Raw genomic sequence first — 17,221 nt, 5'->3', positions numbered from 1 at the left:
TAAATACACAATATTTTAACGATGTATAATAAAAAGAAAAGTGAAGAATTTTCACTTGATTTTGAATATCGCAGGATAATCTTACAGTACACCTTACATTAGAATTGAAGGCACGAAGAAAAAGGTGTTCACAACACGGTAATTGCTACTATTATTAGTAGTTGATATACGGTAGGCTGTGAACAAGCCAAACCAAACGCTTGTGGACATTGATGGGGAAATCAGTGGAAGAAGCAAGAATCATTTACAAAACATAAATGAAGCGTTCAATTTTAGTAGGGCTTTGCCCGAATTTACCGCGAGGTAATCAAAGGAATGGCAAGAAATTGCTTGGAAACGAATTTGATTTAAATAGCATTGAAATGCAAAAATTTAAAAGGAGGAGACAAATTCCACCCGAAAGGGAAGTTTCCATTGTCATAATATTATGAAACTTAATAAAAAATTATTAATGGCTGCACTAGCAGGTGCAATCGTAGTAACAGGTGGGGTAGGAACTTTTGCTGCCGACCAACCAGCAGCAGCTAAAAATGAAGCGAAAGTAAATTTAATAAAAGCAAAAGAAGAAGCAATCAAAGAATTGAAAGCAGCAGGAGTAACTTCAGAATTATACTTAAAACAAATCGAAAATGCAAGAACAATTGATATTGTAAAAGCTTTAAAAGCACAATTATTAAAATCACATGAAGAATCTAAAACTGAAGAAACAAAAGCTGAATGGGCAAAAAAACAAAAAGAAGCAATAGCTAAAAAAGTTGCAGATGCAAAAGTAAATGCATTAGCTGAACTTAAAAAAGCTGGACTTGGTAACGAAAAAAATGATTTTGTTAAAAGAGTAAAAGATGCTAAAACACTTTATGATGTAGAACAAGCAAAAGATGCTGGTCTTGCATGGGCAAAAGAAAACCTAACAACAATTGATGAATGGAACAAAAAAAATACCAAAAAACCATCAACTCCTGAAGTAACACCATCAACACCAGAAAGACAACCTTCAACTCCAGAAGGACCATATGCACCATATGAACCATCAACTCCTGGTAAAGAAGATAAAAAACCTGGTAAAGAAGATAAAAAACCTGGCGAAGATAAAAAACCAGAAACTAAGAAACCAGAAGACAAAAAACCAGAAACTAAGAAACCAGAAGACAAAAAACCAGAAACTAAGAAACCAGAAGACAAAAAACCTGGCGAAGCTAAAAAACCAGAAGCTAAAAAACCTGGTAAAAAAGAAAAAGAAAACACTGATTCTCCAAATAAGAAGAATAAGAAAAAATTACCAAAAGCTGGTAGCGAAGCTGAAATCTTAACATTAGCAGCAGCTTCATTATCAAGCGTTGCAGGTGCTTTCATTTCACTTAAAAAACGTAAATAATTAATCTGAGTAAAAGATTAATTGAAAATGGGACTAATTGTGGTCCCATTTTTTAATGCAAAAAAACTGATACTAGATGTATCAGCTTTTTTTATTTTCTTGTGAATATGTCCAAGTTTTCTGTGTAGTCTTCAATCAAAAGCCTCGCAAGTTTTGCTTTTTTGATTTTGTCTTCGATGTTTCTTTTGGATTCTAGTGTAGGGATTTTTTGTGTGTTGGTGAGCGTTATGTGTCCTTTTACTATTTCTTTTATCGAGTCGATGTTGAACAGTCCATAGCTTCCGTCGTTTTTTGAAATTGGTTTTCTGACTTTTATCATGCAGTAGGTTCCGTTTTTAAAACAAATAGGAGGATTTTTCGTGATATTCAGTGATTTTTTGATTAATTTTTTCGCCTCGGCGATGTCTATAAGTTCGTTGCGGGCGATTTTTTTGATGCAACAATCCAATGAATAAAATCTAGTAGTGGTGAAATCATTAAAATAAAGTTCGACTGCATTTCCGATATCATCGACGTATATCGGGATTATTGCCTGTAGTTGTCTCATTGTTTCTCCTTTTATTTTTATGATAATTTTATTATAACAGAACAAACGTTCATAGACAAGCGTTTGAACAAAAAATTACAATGAATTGTTCGCAAAATCCAAGAATTGCGACGAGAATAGTGAAAAATTTGTGTAAATTTCCATTGTAAATGACTAAATTGTAGTTGTTTTTGATTTGATTCTCGATTAATCAAATTTGGCTTTGGATAGTAAAATTAAAAAAAAGGAGATGAGATTATGCAATACGAATTAATAGATTATATTGTTAGAAACAAGATACTAGATGATGAGAGAATTTACAAGGCTTTTGAGCCGTTGATTATTTCCAGCATCAAAAATTATTACGACAGGGCCGATATTTTTCGTGAGCTTGTTGATGAGGGAAAGACGGAGATTATGTATGCGATAATGGAGTACGACGACAGGAAAAAAGTTCCGTTCAATTATTATTTGAAGCAGAGGTTGAGGTTTTTTTATCTGAAGAAGAATCCGAGAAGGAGTGTTTCTTCGTTGAATTTTACGAATGAGGATGGTGATGAAATAATGAATTTGATTGAATCTGATGAAAATATCGAGCAGGATTTTGAGGATAGATTGGAGATTAAACAACTTTACGAGAGGGTACGCAAGCTTCCGGAAAGGCAACAGAAGATTATTTACGAGAATTTCCTTCGTGAAAAAAGTGCTAGGGAAATCTGCAAAAAATTGAATATGAAACAGTCCACTTTCTACAACACGAGGAGCAAGGCGTTGGAGAATCTGCGCAAGATGTATTGAGTTGTGGCTGAATTGGCGAGCGGTCAGAATGGAATCGGTGTGGTTCCATTTTTTATTTGGGAAAATTTACGGAGTTTTTTCTAATAAGCTGGGGTGTTGTATTTGGAGTAATTTGGAAAAAAATTGATTTGAATGTCAAAGAAATTGCAACGATTGTAATTTTTGTTGATAAAATTTCGGGGAGGGTGTATAATATATTTAAGGTCAAAGAAAGTCAAAAACAAATTCTTATTCGGGAGGATTTTATGGAATACAAAGATTACTACAAAGTTTTAGGAGTGGATAAGAAGGCGAGTGCCCAAGAAATTAAGAAGGCTTACAGAAAACTCGCCAAGAAATATCACCCCGATTTAAATAAAGGCGATGAGAAATCCCAAGAAAAATTTAAGGAGATTAACGAGGCTTACGAGGTTTTGGGAAACGAAGATAAGCGTAAAAAATACGATATGTTCGGCTCGAACTACAATTTCCAAGGCGGTCAAAATTTCGACCCTAATGCGTACGATTTTGGAAACTTCGGTGGGTTCGGCGGTTTCGGCAAGAACGGCGGCTCGTACACTTACACGACGAGTGGTGCGGGCGGAGGATTCTCGGACTTTTTCAATGCGTTTTTCTCGGGAGGACAAAGTAGCGGCGGAGGATTTTCCGATATTTTCGGCGGATTCAAAGGCGCTGGAAGAAAACCACAAAGGCAAAGATATGACACCGAAATCTCCGTTTCTCTATCGGACATTTACAACGGCGCCGAAAAAAGATTGGGACTTAGGATTGGTGACAAGACTGTCAATTTGAATTTGAAAATTCCAAAGGGGATTTTGCCCGGCAAGAAAATCAAAGTCAAGGGCGAAAAATTCGGCGTTGACGGCGACATTTATGTGAAGATTAACTTGGTCGATTTGTACAACAAGCTCGAAGACCACAACATAATCAAAAAGGTTGAGCTTAAACCTTGGGAAGCTTATTTTGGAAAATCAATCAACGTCGATACGATTACTGGTGAGAGAATCAAAGTCAAGATTCCTCAACACATCAAGTCTAATCAAAGAATTAGAGTTAAGGGCAAGGGATTTGTCGATATGAAAGGCGTCAAGGGAGATTTGTTCCTCGAAATTTCTATCGTAAATCCAACAAAATTAAACGAAGAACAAGAAAAATTATACAAAAAATTATACGAAATTTCTGAATAATGTAAGGGGGTAATGTTTATGGATTTAAATAAATTCACACAAAAATCTGTTGAAGCAATTCAAAATGCACAAAATTCTGCCATTAAATTGGGCAATCCTGAAGTGACAGATATTCACTTGGCTTATGCGCTTTTATCCGATTCAGATTCTATTGTTGCAAAGACGATTCAAAAAATCGGAGCTGATTACAATGGCGTTGTGAGTGCTTTCAATAAAAAAATAGATTCTCTTCCTAAAAACGACAGTCAATCTAGCGTTTATCCTAGCACTGTTTTTCAAAGGATATTGTTGAAATCAGAGGACGAGGCAAAATCAATGGGAGATAGTTTCGTTTCGGTGGAACATATTTTCCTAAGTATTTTGAACGAAAAAAACAGCGTCAGTGCTGGTTTGTTGAAGGGATTTAATATAAATTCTACGAATTTCAAGACAAATTTGAAGGCATTGCGTGGAAATCAAAAAGTTGACAGCGACAATCCGGAAGATACGACTGATGTGTTGGCAAAATACGGTCGTAATTTGACGGACTTGGCGAAGGAAGGAAAGCTCGACCCTGTAATCGGCCGTGACGACGAGATTAGACACAGCGTCAGGATTTTGAGCCGTAGGACGAAGAACAATCCTGTGTTGATTGGTCAACCGGGTGTTGGTAAGACTGCGATTGTGGAAGGATTGGCGCTTAGAATTGTCAACAACGATGTTCCGGAAACGTTGAAGAACAAGTCTATTTTTGCATTGGACATGGGAAGTTTGATTGCCGGCGCTAAATTTAGAGGAGAATTCGAAGAAAGATTGAAGGCCGTATTAAAAGAAGTTGCAGAATCTGACGGCAAGATTATTATGTTTATCGACGAAATCCACACATTGGTCGGTGCCGGTAAATCGGAAGGGGCAATGGATGCAGCGAACTTGTTGAAGCCAATGCTTGCGAGAGGTGAAATCAGAACAATAGGTGCTACAACTTTGGATGAATACAGAAAGTACATCGAAACAGATGGCGCATTGGAAAGAAGATTCCAAAAAGTTTTGGTCGAAGAACCTTCAGTTGAGGACACTATTTCAATCTTGCGTGGTATCAAGGACAAATACGAGATTTATCACGGAATCAAAATCACTGACAACGCAGTAATCGCTGCGGCAACTTTGTCGGACAGATACATCACGGACAGATTTTTGCCAGACAAGGCTATTGATTTGATGGACGAAGCGAGTGCGATGGTCAGAACAGAAATTGATTCTATGCCTGAAAGCATCGACGAAACTAAGAGAAAAATATTGCAACTCGAAATCGAACGTGCCGCTTTGAACAAAGAAGACGACGAGATGAGCAAGATTAGACTCGAAAATTTGGAAAAAGAATTGCAAGACACGAAAAACGAGTTCGACGCTATGTATATGGAATGGACGAAACAGAAATCCAAAGTCGACGAAATCAAGAACACAAAATCTAAAATCGAAGCTGTCAACCATGAAATGGAAGAAGCTCAAAGAAAATACGATTTTGAAAAATTGTCTGAATTAAAATACGGAAAATTAGTTGAGCTTCAAAACAAGCTCGAAGAATTGAACAAGAAAATGGACGAAGATGACAATTCCATCATCAAAGAAAGCGTAACTGAAGATGAAATCGCTGAAGTTGTCAGCAAGTGGACATCAATTCCTGTGACAAAATTGGTGGAAACTGAACGTGACAAGATTTTGAATATGGACAAGTTGTTGCACAAGAGAGTTGTGGGACAAGATGAAGCCATCAACGCCGTGACTGATGCGATAATCAGAGCTAGAAGTGGATTGAAGTCCCTCAACAGACCAATCGGATCGTTCATTTTCCTTGGACCAACGGGTGTTGGTAAAACAGAACTTGCAAAAGCGTTGACTGAAAATATGTTTGATGACGAAAAGAATTTGATTCGTATAGATATGTCAGAATATATGGAAAAACACGCAGTAAGTAGACTTGTCGGAGCTCCTCCAGGATATGTCGGATACGATGAAGGTGGTCAACTAACTGAAGCTGTCAGAAGAAAACCATACTCAGTGATTTTGTTCGACGAGATAGAAAAAGCACATCCAGATGTTTTCAACATTTTGTTGCAAGTTTTGGATGACGGACGTTTGACTGACAACAAAGGTAGAACTGTCGATTTCAAAAACACAATAATAATAATGACAAGTAACATCGGCTCGATGGATTTGATTGAAGGAATTGACGACGACGGAAATATTTCATCCGACAGCAGAACGGCTGTAATGGACGAATTGAAATCAAAATTCAAGCCGGAATTTTTGAACAGAATTGACGATATCGTAATGTTCAAACCATTGACAAAAGATGACATCTACAAGATTATCGAAAAACAAGTTTCATTGTTGCAAAAACAATTGGAAGACAGACAAATCACTATCGAAATTGACGAATCTGCAGAAGATTTGATTATCGACAAAGCATACGATGTATTGTACGGTGCAAGACCGGTTAAGAGATTTATCGAATCCAACGTCGAAACAAAACTTGGACGTGAATTGATAAAAGGAACTGTAACTGACAAAGACACTGTCGTTATCACAAATGTAGATGGTGAATTGGGAATTAAAAAGAAATAGATTGTAGGAAATAGGTAAGATCACAGGTCTTGCCTATTTTTTGTTGTGGTACAGAAAAATTGTCGCTACACCAAGATACGAAATAAAAGTCGTAACACGCATCGTCTGGACTATGGCAAAATCAAGACAGTTTCGGCTCAGAAGAAATCAGAAAACTGATTTGCACGAATATCTGGCTTACAAAAATAAAAAAATCCTCACGCTCATGCCCCTAAAATCTCAAGTGCGCCTTCGGCTGGCACGAGTGAGATTTTTACGGGTCATTTCGCTTGGATTTTTGATTATTTTCTCCAGACGATATTCTTAGCAAATGCAGTAATCTGCTTTTATTTCATGGACAAGCTTTTGAAATTATCACAGCAAGAATCAAAAGAAGGAGCGTGCAAATCGGTTTTGCACTTTTTGTAAGCATCTACGAAATCTCAATCTTGCGACCTACACGCCCCCTTATAGCAAAAATCAACATTTCTTGTTACAATATTAATAGAGACAAATGATTTATGGCGTAAAATTTTAACACGAGGAGCGACAATGAAGGTAAGAAAAGCGGTTATTCCTGCGGCGGGTTTTGGTACGAGGATGCTTCCTGCATCGAAATCTGTTCCGAAGGAGATGCTTCCAATCTACGATAAACCAACTTTGCATCATATTGTAAAGGAGGTTGTGGATTCTGGAATTACGGATATTTTGATTATTATAAGCAAGGATAAGGGCTCTATCGAAGATTATTTTGATGTGAATTTCGAATTGGAATACGAATTGAACAAGAAGTCTTCGGAGATATCAGGAGAAATTCACGAGCTTTCGAAGATGGCGAACATTTACACTATTAGACAGAAGAAGAAAAACGGGCTTGGAGATGCGATAAAATACGCGGAAAGTTTTGTTGGCGATGAGCCTTTTGCGATTTTGTTGGGTGATGATATTATTTACAATACTTCTGATGAACTTCCTTGTATCAAACAAATGGCTGATATTTACGATAGGGAAGAATCGCCGATTTTGGGTGTGCAAGAAGTTTCGTGGGAAGATGTAGACAAGTATGGGATTGTGAATGGTGTGAAGACTTCGGATAGAATTACTGAGGTTGAGTCGTTGGTTGAAAAACCAAGCCGTGAAGAGGCTACAACTAACTTGGCAATTCTTGGAAGATACATTGTAACGCCGGATATTTTTCCGATTCTTCACGAAACGAAACCCGGCAAGAACAATGAAATTCAATTGACTGATGCTTTAAATAAGCTTGCAGAAAAACGCAAGATGATTGCGTATGATTTTATTGGCAAGAGATACGATGTCGGTAACAAGCTTGGGTTTGTGAAGGCTACGGTTGATTTCGCACTTCATGATGAGAAAATAAAGGACGAATTGTTGGAATTTTTGCGAGAAAAATAATATTGGCTATTGGCACAAGTTGTCAGTAGCTTTTTTATTGGAAAATTATTTGTTGTGATAAAATAAGACAGAGGTGTGTTATGAATATTGCAATCGTAGATGACGAAGAAAATATAAGAAATTTGTATAAGAAATACTGCGAAGAATGGGCAGATATCAACAAAATTGATTTAAAAACTAAGCTTTTTTCATCGGGGGAAAATTTCATATTCAATTACGATGAGAAAGATTTGATAGATATTTTGTTGTTGGATGTTGAGATGAAAAAGATTAATGGCGTGGAATTGTCCAAGAAGATAAGGAAGAAAAATTCTGATATTCAGATTATTTTCATAAGTGGTTATCCGGAATACATCGGATACGGCTACGATGTGGACGCTCTGCATTTTTTGATTAAGCCGATAAAAAAGGAAAAACTTTTTGAGATTTTGGATAAGGCGACAAGTCAATTGGACAATCTCGAAAAATTTATCGTTGTGAAGGACGAGAAAATCGCCACGAAAATTCTGTTGAAGGATATCTTCAGTTGCATTTCGGACAAAAATTACGTTGACATTTTCGCACAAAACAAAAGTTACAGAATTAGGATGACGTTGACGCAACTTATGGATATGCTGGACGATAGGTTTTTCAAGGTGAGTCGTTCGGAGATTATAAATATAGAAAAAATTGCAGAAACAAAGAAGGATTATGTTTTGTTGGAAAATGATAGCAAATTTTTGCTGTCAAATGCGAAGTTCAACGAGCTTAACAGAAAAATTATTGAGTTTTATTAGGTGAGATATGAAGTTTTTAAATAAAATTAGGATTTTGTTCTCTAAAAAAGATATTTTTGAATATCAACAACAACTGTTGAACACTCATTATCAAGAAGTGGAGAATATGTACCGCGATATCAGAAAGTTTCGCCACAATTACAGAAATCACTTGCAGACTTTGCGTTCTTTTGTGGCTGAAAATGATATGGAATCCATCAAGAACTACTTGGATAATTTGGATGAGAATTTGCATTCAATCGCTCCTGTGATTAGGACGGGAAATAGGATGGCGGATGCTATTTTAAATTCCAAGATAACTATGGCGACTAATGAAAATATAAAATGTATCGCCGAGTGCAAGATTTCCAATATTTTGGATATTGAGGATATCGATTTGGCGACGATTATCGGAAATTTGTTCGACAATGCGATTGAATCGGTGAGAAATTTGCCAGAAGAGGACAGGTTTATTAGGATTTATATGGATATGAAGGGAAATAAATTGTACATTTCATTTACTAACAAGACAAGTAGCAAAAAACAGGAGAAGTTTGGCAGAATTTTCAAATCGACAAAGGGCGAGAACAGAGGATTGGGACTTATCAGCATCGACGAAATCGTGGACAAATACGACGGTTACATCAACAGAAATTCAGAGGACAATGCTTTTACGACGGAGATTTTGATATAGTCATCCCTGTTTTTGATGTGCTTATCCCTAAAACGTAAATACGAGAATATTTCGGTTAAGATATTATTGGGAGGTAGTTATGAAGAAAAAATATTCTACAAATGATAACATTAAATTTATGTTCAATCTTGCGTGGAACAACCAAAAAAGTTTGATTTTCATTCTGATAATTATGGCTATAACGACGGCTGGAATTGATATTTTACAGTTGTACTTTACTCCACAAATTATCAAAATGGTTGAAAACTCACAAGATTTCACAACGATTATACTTACTGTTGTTGTGTTTGCGGTTTTGATTTTCATCTGTTCTGCGACAAAAGAGTCGTTGGATTTGAGAATCTTGCCGAAAAAAATCTACATTCGAACTTTGATGTTAAATCAATGTATCGAAAAATTCTTGTCGATGGATTACGAGATGACATTGGACAAGAATGTGTTGGATTTATCCGAAAAAGCGAACGTAAACTTAGAAGGAAATGACAAAGCTACAGAACATATCTGGCTTACGATGAAAGACGTTTTGTATTTACTAATCAGCACGAGTGTTTATTTGATTTTACTTGCAAGGCTTCCTATTTTCATAATTTTGGTGTCTATTATCGCTAGTTTGATTAGTTTTATGTATTCAAAAAAACTTAAACAATGGAAGTACGATAATAGAAAAACGCAAGCTAAGTTTGAAAAGGAATTCAACTACATTAATTCAGTTAGTAGCCACAAACACGCCAAGGATATCAGAATGTTTGGGCTTGGAAATTGGCTGGAAGATATTTACGACAGCGTTTTTGTCTTGTACGATGATTTCATGAACAAGATGGGCAACAAAATGTTGATGGCAGATTTCTTGGATTGCGTGTTCAACCTTTTGAGAAATTCCGTTACATATTATTATTTAATAAATTTTGCAGTAAATGGCAAAATCGATGCAAGTATGTTCTTGTTGGCTTTTTCTGCACAAACAAAATTCGGCTACGATGTTCAAAGATTGTTCAATTTTTTAAGTGTGCTTTTTATGGAAGCGAAGGACATCGCAACTGTAAGAGAGTTTGTAGATTTGGAAGAAAAGTTCAAAAAGGATGGCGGAATCGAATTAAATCCAGATGATGATATTACGATAAAATTCGAAAATGTGGGATATAAATATCCTGGTAGTGACGAATATGTATTGAAGAATGTGAACTTCCAAGTCAACCCACAAGAAAAGGTGGCTGTAGTTGGACTCAATGGATCGGGTAAAACTACGTTGATCAAGCTTTTGATAGGATTTTTGGATCCAACAGAAGGTCGTGTGCTTGTCAATGGAATTGATTTGAGAGAACTCAACAGAAGAAAATACTACGAGATTTTCTCTGCGGTGTTCCAAGATTATTCGATATTGCCGGAAACAATTTACATGAATGTAACCCAATCAAAATCCACAGATGATGTGGAAGGCGTGGAAGAAGTGTTGAAATTGGCAGGCCTTTACGATAAGGTTAAGGGATTTCCAAATGGAGTATTCAACACGATTGAAAAAGACATCTACCAAGATTCTCCTGTTTTATCAGGGGGAGAAACTCAAAAATTACTTCTTGCAAGAGCTTTGTACAAGAATTCTAAGTTTTTGATATTGGATGAGCCGACAGCAGCGCTTGACCCATTAGCAGAAAGGGACTTGTACAACAAATACAATGAACTAACGAAAAACCACACATCGATTTTTATTTCTCATAGAATGGCTTCGACGAGATTTTGCGATTACATTTTGTTGATTGGAAATAAGGGGATTGAAGAACGTGGAACTCACGAAGAATTGATGGAAAAGGGCGGAACGTACAAGTATTTGTTCGACACCCAAGCGAAATATTACAGGGAGGACTACAATGCAAAAGAATCTTAAACTATTCAAAGATACTTGGAGTGTTTTGTGGAAAAATTACAAAAAACTTATCATCAGCTACACTCTCAACTGTTTATTCACTGCTGTTTTCCCGTTAATTAGTATTTACGCATCTGCTAGAATGATAGACGGGATTGTCAATAAGATGCCTGTACAATTTATAGGTAAATGGGCAGTAATTGCGTTGTTGTCAGTGTTTTTCATTCAAATAATTCTTGCTTTGACGAATAAAATCCAAAACACATACAAGGACAAGAAATACGAGATATTTTTTCATATTTTATCCAAAAAATTCAATGAATTGGATTACAAACAATCCCAAGACACAGACATTATTGGAGAAAAATCGAATATAGAACAAAACATAAATATCGGTGAATTCGGAATTATAAGAGTGCTGTATGCCTACGATATGATATTGGAATCTTTATTGGCGATGATAGGTAGTTTGGTGTTGTCGTATCAATTTCTCATTACAAGCTGGAATGCACCAGAAAGTTTTTCGTTTTTGAATAGTTCTTGGATAAATGTTTTGTTGATTGTAGTGGTTGTATTTTTATCATGGATTTCACAGAAATTCAACGCAAAACAGTTTGAAATTTGGAACAAAATAGCTGAACAAGGAAAATTTGGAAATCGAGTGTTCTCATTTTATTGTTGGCGAATGAAAGATAAAAGCAGAATGCTGGATACGAGAATGTATCATCAATATAATATTGCAGCTAATATGCTTAATGAATGTGGGATTTTTAATCCTGGTGGATTTTTCGATAGAATTATGTCGACAGAAGGCGTCACTTACAAAATACTCAGCGAATTTTTCTCGAAATTACAAGTTTTGTTGATTTATCTTGTCGTAGTATCCAAATCATTACTTGGAGCTATTTCAATAGGAATGCTCAGTCAATATCTGGGAAGTTTGATCAATTTTACGAGTAACTTGTCGAAATTCTTGGAAGGCGTTGCATTGTACAAGAGCAACACTCCGTATGCAGAACTTATGATGGATTATTTGCACAAAAAATCGGAGTTTTACAATGGAAGTTTGACTACGGAAAAAAGATCCGACAAAAAATACGAAGTCGAATTTAAAAATGTCAGCTTCAAATATCCTGGAACTGACAATTGGGTATTGAAAAATATCAATTTGAAATTCGACCTTGGGAAAAAATTGGCGATTGTAGGGCAAAACGGTTGTGGCAAGACTACTTTTGTGAGGTTGTTGATTAGATTTTACGATGTTACTGAAGGGGAAATCTTGTTGAATGGAATTAACATCAAAAAATACAGATACGATGAGTATTTGAAAATATTCTCAGTTGTGTTCCAAGATTTTAATTTGTTCGCATATCCATTGGCACAAAATGTTGCTTCGGGAATGGATTACGACGAAGAAAAAGTAGTTCAATCGCTCAAAGATGTCGGAATGTACGATGATGTTCGAAAATGGGACAAGGGAATCCAAACTTATCTGTACAAAGATATCGACGAAAATGGAATTAGCGTTTCCAAAGGTCAAGAACAAAAAATCGCCATTGCAAGAGCGTTGTACCAAGATAGTCCGTTCTTGATTTTGGATGAACCGACGGCGAGTCTTGACCCTATAAGTGAAGCTGAAATTTACGAGAAATTGGGAGAAATAATCAAAGACAGAACTGCAATTTTTATCTCACACAGGTTGTCTAGTTGCAAATTCTCCGACAAAATTATCGTGTTCGACAAGGGAGAAATTTCTGAAACTGGAGCTCACGACGAATTATTACAGCTAAACGGTTTGTACAGGCAAATGTGGGATGCACAAGCGAAGTTTTACGTGTAGGATTTTGGCAAATTTTTTCTAACAGTGATATACTTGTAGTTAACAGTACTTTTACTTAGGAGGAAAAATGAACAAAAAGAAAATCTTTTTAGCATTATTGTTGGCGTTGTCTTTGAGTTCCAAAATCAGTTTTGCTGATGGCGAGAATATTATTTCGCCAAAAATCGAAGAAAACGCACAAGTTGAAAATTCTGCTGAAAAAAATGAACAAAAAGTCAACGACGTTGATAAGGCTGTCACGGAGCAAAATGCGCTCGATAGAATCGAAGGAGAAGACAGATTTGAATCTGCAAACAAGATTCACGATGAGTTTTTTAACAAGACAAAAGAAGTTGTACTTACATCAAGCGAAGTGTTCGCAGATGCTATAAGCTCTGGAAACATCACTGACGGTAAGATGCCGATTTTGTACACTGAAGGTTCAAAGCTAAACGAAAATACTAGAGAACAACTTAAGAACAGAAACATCAAAAAAGTTCACATCATTGGTGGCGAAAAGACAATCAGCAAAGATGTTGAAGAATTTTTGAAAGAAATGGGAATCGAAGTTGAAAGAATCGACGGAAATGACAGATACGCTGTCAACGCAAAATTAGCAAATAACAAGAAAGATGCTGACACTTTGGTGTTTGCTAGTGGAGAAAATTACGCAGATAGTTTGAGTTCAGTTGGACTTGCAAACAAAACAAAATCTCCAATTCTATTGGTGAGAAAAAACGAATTGCCAACGTCAATCAAAGATTACTTGTCATCAATTGACAAATCGAAAATCGTCAAAAGCTATATTGTAGGTGGAACTAACAGCATTAGCGATTCTGTAAAATCTGAAATAGACAGCATTCTTAATTTGAACTCGACAAGAATTGCCGGAGTTGACAGATACAAAACGTCGGTTGAAGTGGCGAAGATTTCTCATCCAAAAGCGAAAAAAGCAATCTTCACTACCGGAGAAGTCTATGCAGATGCACTCGCAGCAGCACCAGTTAGTCAAAAAATCGACTGTCCAATCGTCCTTGTTCCTAAAAACAACATCCAACTTGAAGAGGACGAATCGTTCATTTCTACAAAATCACAGACAACAGAAAATTATTTGAAGAATTTGGATGTAAAAGAAAAATCATTCGTGTTTGGAGGAACATCTTCCATTTCAGATGACTGCTTCGCAAATATTAAAAACGCATTGTTGAAAAGAGAGTTGATAAAAGTTCACACGGTTGACAAAAACATCTTCAGATTAAAAGACTACGTTGTTAATAACAAAGCGGTTTCTTTGTTGACAGAAATGAAAGACACCGCACAAAAAATCATCGACGTTGCAGTCAACAAAATTTTGAAAGTTGTCAAAATAGAAGACAAGTGGGTGAATTTGTCGTTCAACGGAATAAAAGGGTGGATAAGACCAGAAGGATTCAAATACTACAATCCAAAAGATTTTGCTACAGTTCACATTACAGTTCCAAACATAATGAACCAAATCACACCAAAATCACAACGTGGAATCAAACAAAAGCCAGCACCAATAGGCTGCGAGCCGACAGCGATGTATCACGCATTGCAAGCAAAAGGATACGCGATGGATTACACTTACAACGAGTTTTTGAATCAACTTCCAATGAATACGAACGACAACAACAAAGGTTTCTCAAAAAATCCATACGTTTGGGACGAATACTACCACAAAAACATTATGGCGACGTATATGAATCCTGAGCCAATGACAGAATTTGCGAACAGATTTGCAAATGGTAAGGCGGAAAATATTTCAGGCTCAAATATGAGAGATATATTGGCAGAACTTCAAAACGGAAATTCTATTATGTACTACGGAACATTGAGATGGGAAAAACCGAGATGGTCAACAAATGTTCACGGAAAGAGATTTTTCGCAAACAACCACGGAATTTGTATCAATGGCTACGATCCGAAATCAAACAGATTCTACTTGGCAGATCCTTGGTACTCAAACGAAATCACAAAATCATACTCAGAAGTTTCTGAAAATTATATGTCAAGACAAATGGCAGTAGTAGTAAGATAAAAAATGGTCTCTTATAGGGACCATTTTTTTATGAGAAATATTAGCAAACTTCATGCACGATTTATACAATAATATTAGCAAACTTCATGCACGAATATCTAGACTACTGAAATTGTTGATTTCTAAATCCCAAAATCCTAAATTTTGAAGCACGCTTCGCTTACGCGGTCAAATTTTTGACGGATTGTTTCGATTTGAAACCAAAGCAATTTCATCCGTATGATATTCTTAGCATGAATGTCTGCTAAATTTAAAATTTTTTTAAAGTAAGTGACGATGAAAATGAAAACTTCTTGCACAAATATCACTAATGAAATTTCTGTTTACTAATACATACTATTTCGCTAGGGTATAATATCAAAAAAAAGATTTAACTTTACACTTTTAAGGGGTATAATATAACTGTAAAAACTAAAACAGTATCCTAATTAAAAGGGATAGAATATTAGTTGTAGAAGGAGAAAATTTATGAAAAACAAAAAAATTTTAGGTTTGATGTTAGCAGGAGTTATGCTAGCAAACATCGTTCCACAAGTGTCATTTGCAGAAAAAGAAGTGGACGTTCAAAGAATTAAAGGCAACAACAGATATGAAACATCAATAGCAATCGCAAAGCATGCTTTTGAAAAAAGCGACAAAGTTGTCGTAGTTAGCGGAGAAAAATTCGCCGATGCATTGACAGCAGGAAACTTTGCTAATCAAGCACCAGTTTTATTGACTGAAAAATCAAAGGCTTCTTCTGAGTTGCAAAAAGAAATCGACAGACTTGGGGCAAAAGAAGTTATTATTATCGGTGGTAAGGGCTCTGTATCTAAAAGTGTAGAAAAAACACTTAAAACTAAAGGCAAAAAAATCACGAGAATTTCTGGAGATGACAGATACGAAACATCAACAAAAGTAGCAGAAGCATTACAATCAAAAAATATTGTATTGGCCAATGGACAAAACTTTGCCGACGCATTGTCAGCAGCTCCTTTTGCTATTTCAAAAAACAAAACTCTTGTACTAACTAACGGAAAAAAATTACCAAAAGGCGTTGAAGCAAAAAAAGTTAGCACTATAATTGGTGGTAAAAATTCAGTAAATATAAAAGGATTGGAAAATGTAGATAGAATTTCTGGAAAGAACAGAAACGATACTTCAATCGAAGTTTTGAAACAAATCGGCAAAACTGAAAAGGCTGTAATAGCTGATGGAAGAGATTATCCAGATGCATTGTCTGCAGCACCACTTGCAGTTAAAATGAACACAGGAATTTTATTGTCAGATGATTCTGCAATTGACAGCATAAAATCATATATCGACAAGGCTGGCATCAAAAACGTCACAATTGTTGGTGGAGAAAATTCAGTTTCCAAAACACAATATCAAAAATTAACTGGCACATACAAACCAGAAAAACAAGAAAAGAAGCCAGCTAAGACTGAAAAGAAGCCAGAAAAACAAGAAAAGAAACCAGAAAAACAAGAAAAGAAACCTACAGAACAAGCAAAACGAGTAAAAGATACTAACCTTTCTAACTTCGACATCAACACACCGCTTTCATTAAGAGAAGAAGAATTAGCAAAATTGGTAAACGAATACCGTCAATCAAAAGGGTTGAAACCACTAAAAGTTTCTAAATCATTGACATTTGTTGCCAGAACTCACAACAACGACCAAAACAAATACTACAGCGAAAGTTGGAAGGATAACAGAGGAATCGAAGCTAATCTTCATAGCTGGTCAAACAATGGAAAATGGTCACCCGTAATGTATACAGAAGATCACAAACACCAAGAAGGTATGTGGAACAAACCAAAAGAATTGACAAACTTCAAGGTGGATGGATACGAAATTTCTGCAATGAGTGATTTCACAAGAGAAGATGCAGCTTCAAGAGCCCTTAATATTTGGAAAAGGTCTACAGGCCACAATGCTGTTATTACAGGACTAAAACATTGGAACACAATTAGCGTAATGGGAGTTTCAATCAACGTCGGATATGCTGATATTTGGTTTGCAGATGAAACAACAGATCCAGCAGGATTTTTCAATCTAAATTAATTTGTAATTAAAAAATAAAATTTTAAAAATTTGGGAGGCGATTGCCTCTCTTTTTAGTACCATAAATAGTGTAAGAAAGGAAGTAATTCCTATCTTGCACTA

Annotated in this window: 12 protein-coding genes; 11 read left to right on the top strand and 1 reads right to left on the bottom strand. The window is 36.0% G+C overall.

Annotated features, from left to right (window positions below; genetic code table 11):
- The first annotated feature begins 427 nt into the window (after positions 1-427).
- Positions 428-1,375 carry an albumin-binding GA domain-containing protein gene (locus Q0X02_RS02145; RefSeq protein WP_297810866.1) on the top strand — a complete coding sequence of 316 codons (948 nt, stop codon included), beginning with the start codon at positions 428-430 and terminating at the stop codon, positions 1,373-1,375.
- Positions 1,376-1,466: 91 nt separating this feature from the next.
- On the opposite strand, the gene Q0X02_RS02140 is transcribed toward Q0X02_RS02145, so the two are convergent.
- Entirely contained in the window at positions 1,467-1,922 is a 456-nt protein-coding gene (locus tag Q0X02_RS02140; protein ID WP_297810864.1) for a hypothetical protein, read from the bottom strand.
- A 237-nt stretch (positions 1,923-2,159) separates the two neighbouring features.
- Between Q0X02_RS02140 and Q0X02_RS02135 the strand changes: the two genes are divergently transcribed.
- The 10 genes from Q0X02_RS02135 to Q0X02_RS02090 all read left to right on the top strand — a co-directional run bounded on the left by Q0X02_RS02135 (position 2,160) and on the right by Q0X02_RS02090 (position 17,119).
- A complete protein-coding gene (locus tag Q0X02_RS02135; protein WP_297810861.1) occupies positions 2,160-2,699 on the top strand; it encodes a sigma-70 family RNA polymerase sigma factor in 540 nt (179 codons plus the stop codon).
- A gap of 245 nt (positions 2,700-2,944) precedes the next feature.
- Entirely contained in the window at positions 2,945-3,886 is a 942-nt protein-coding gene (locus Q0X02_RS02130; protein ID WP_297810858.1) for a DnaJ domain-containing protein, read from the top strand.
- 18 nt (positions 3,887-3,904) lie between these two features.
- Positions 3,905-6,490 (top strand): ATP-dependent chaperone ClpB, encoded by a 2,586-nt coding sequence (clpB, locus tag Q0X02_RS02125; protein ID WP_297810855.1) that lies wholly within the window; start codon positions 3,905-3,907, stop codon positions 6,488-6,490.
- A gap of 531 nt (positions 6,491-7,021) precedes the next feature.
- Complete coding sequence (galU, locus tag Q0X02_RS02120) at positions 7,022-7,885, top strand: UTP--glucose-1-phosphate uridylyltransferase GalU (RefSeq protein ID WP_297810852.1); 864 nt, start codon at positions 7,022-7,024, stop codon at positions 7,883-7,885.
- Between the two features lie 80 nt (positions 7,886-7,965).
- Entirely contained in the window at positions 7,966-8,661 is a 696-nt protein-coding gene (locus tag Q0X02_RS02115; protein WP_297810849.1) for a LytTR family DNA-binding domain-containing protein, read from the top strand.
- A gap of 7 nt (positions 8,662-8,668) precedes the next feature.
- On the top strand, positions 8,669-9,334 hold the full coding sequence (locus Q0X02_RS02110) for a sensor histidine kinase (RefSeq protein ID WP_297810847.1): 666 nt from the start codon (positions 8,669-8,671) through the stop codon (positions 9,332-9,334).
- Between the two features lie 79 nt (positions 9,335-9,413).
- Positions 9,414-11,216 (top strand): ABC transporter ATP-binding protein, encoded by a 1,803-nt coding sequence (locus Q0X02_RS02105; protein ID WP_297810843.1) that lies wholly within the window; start codon positions 9,414-9,416, stop codon positions 11,214-11,216.
- On the top strand, positions 11,200-13,035 hold the full coding sequence (locus Q0X02_RS02100) for an ABC transporter ATP-binding protein (protein WP_297810840.1): 1,836 nt from the start codon (positions 11,200-11,202) through the stop codon (positions 13,033-13,035). The genes Q0X02_RS02105 and Q0X02_RS02100 overlap by 17 nt, the downstream gene beginning before the upstream one ends.
- Positions 13,036-13,102: 67 nt before the next feature.
- Positions 13,103-15,073, top strand: a complete 1,971-nt coding sequence (locus Q0X02_RS02095; protein WP_297810836.1) for a cell wall-binding repeat-containing protein — start codon at positions 13,103-13,105, stop codon at positions 15,071-15,073.
- Between the two features lie 468 nt (positions 15,074-15,541).
- Positions 15,542-17,119, top strand: coding sequence for a cell wall-binding repeat-containing protein (locus Q0X02_RS02090; protein WP_297810833.1), 1,578 nt, complete (start codon positions 15,542-15,544; stop codon positions 17,117-17,119).
- Positions 17,120-17,221 lie beyond the last annotated feature (102 nt).

Source organism: uncultured Finegoldia sp. (assembly GCF_947252345.1).
Taxonomy (GTDB): Bacteria; Bacillota; Clostridia; order Tissierellales; family Peptoniphilaceae; genus Finegoldia.
This window is presented reverse-complemented; position numbering and strand designations above follow the sequence as displayed.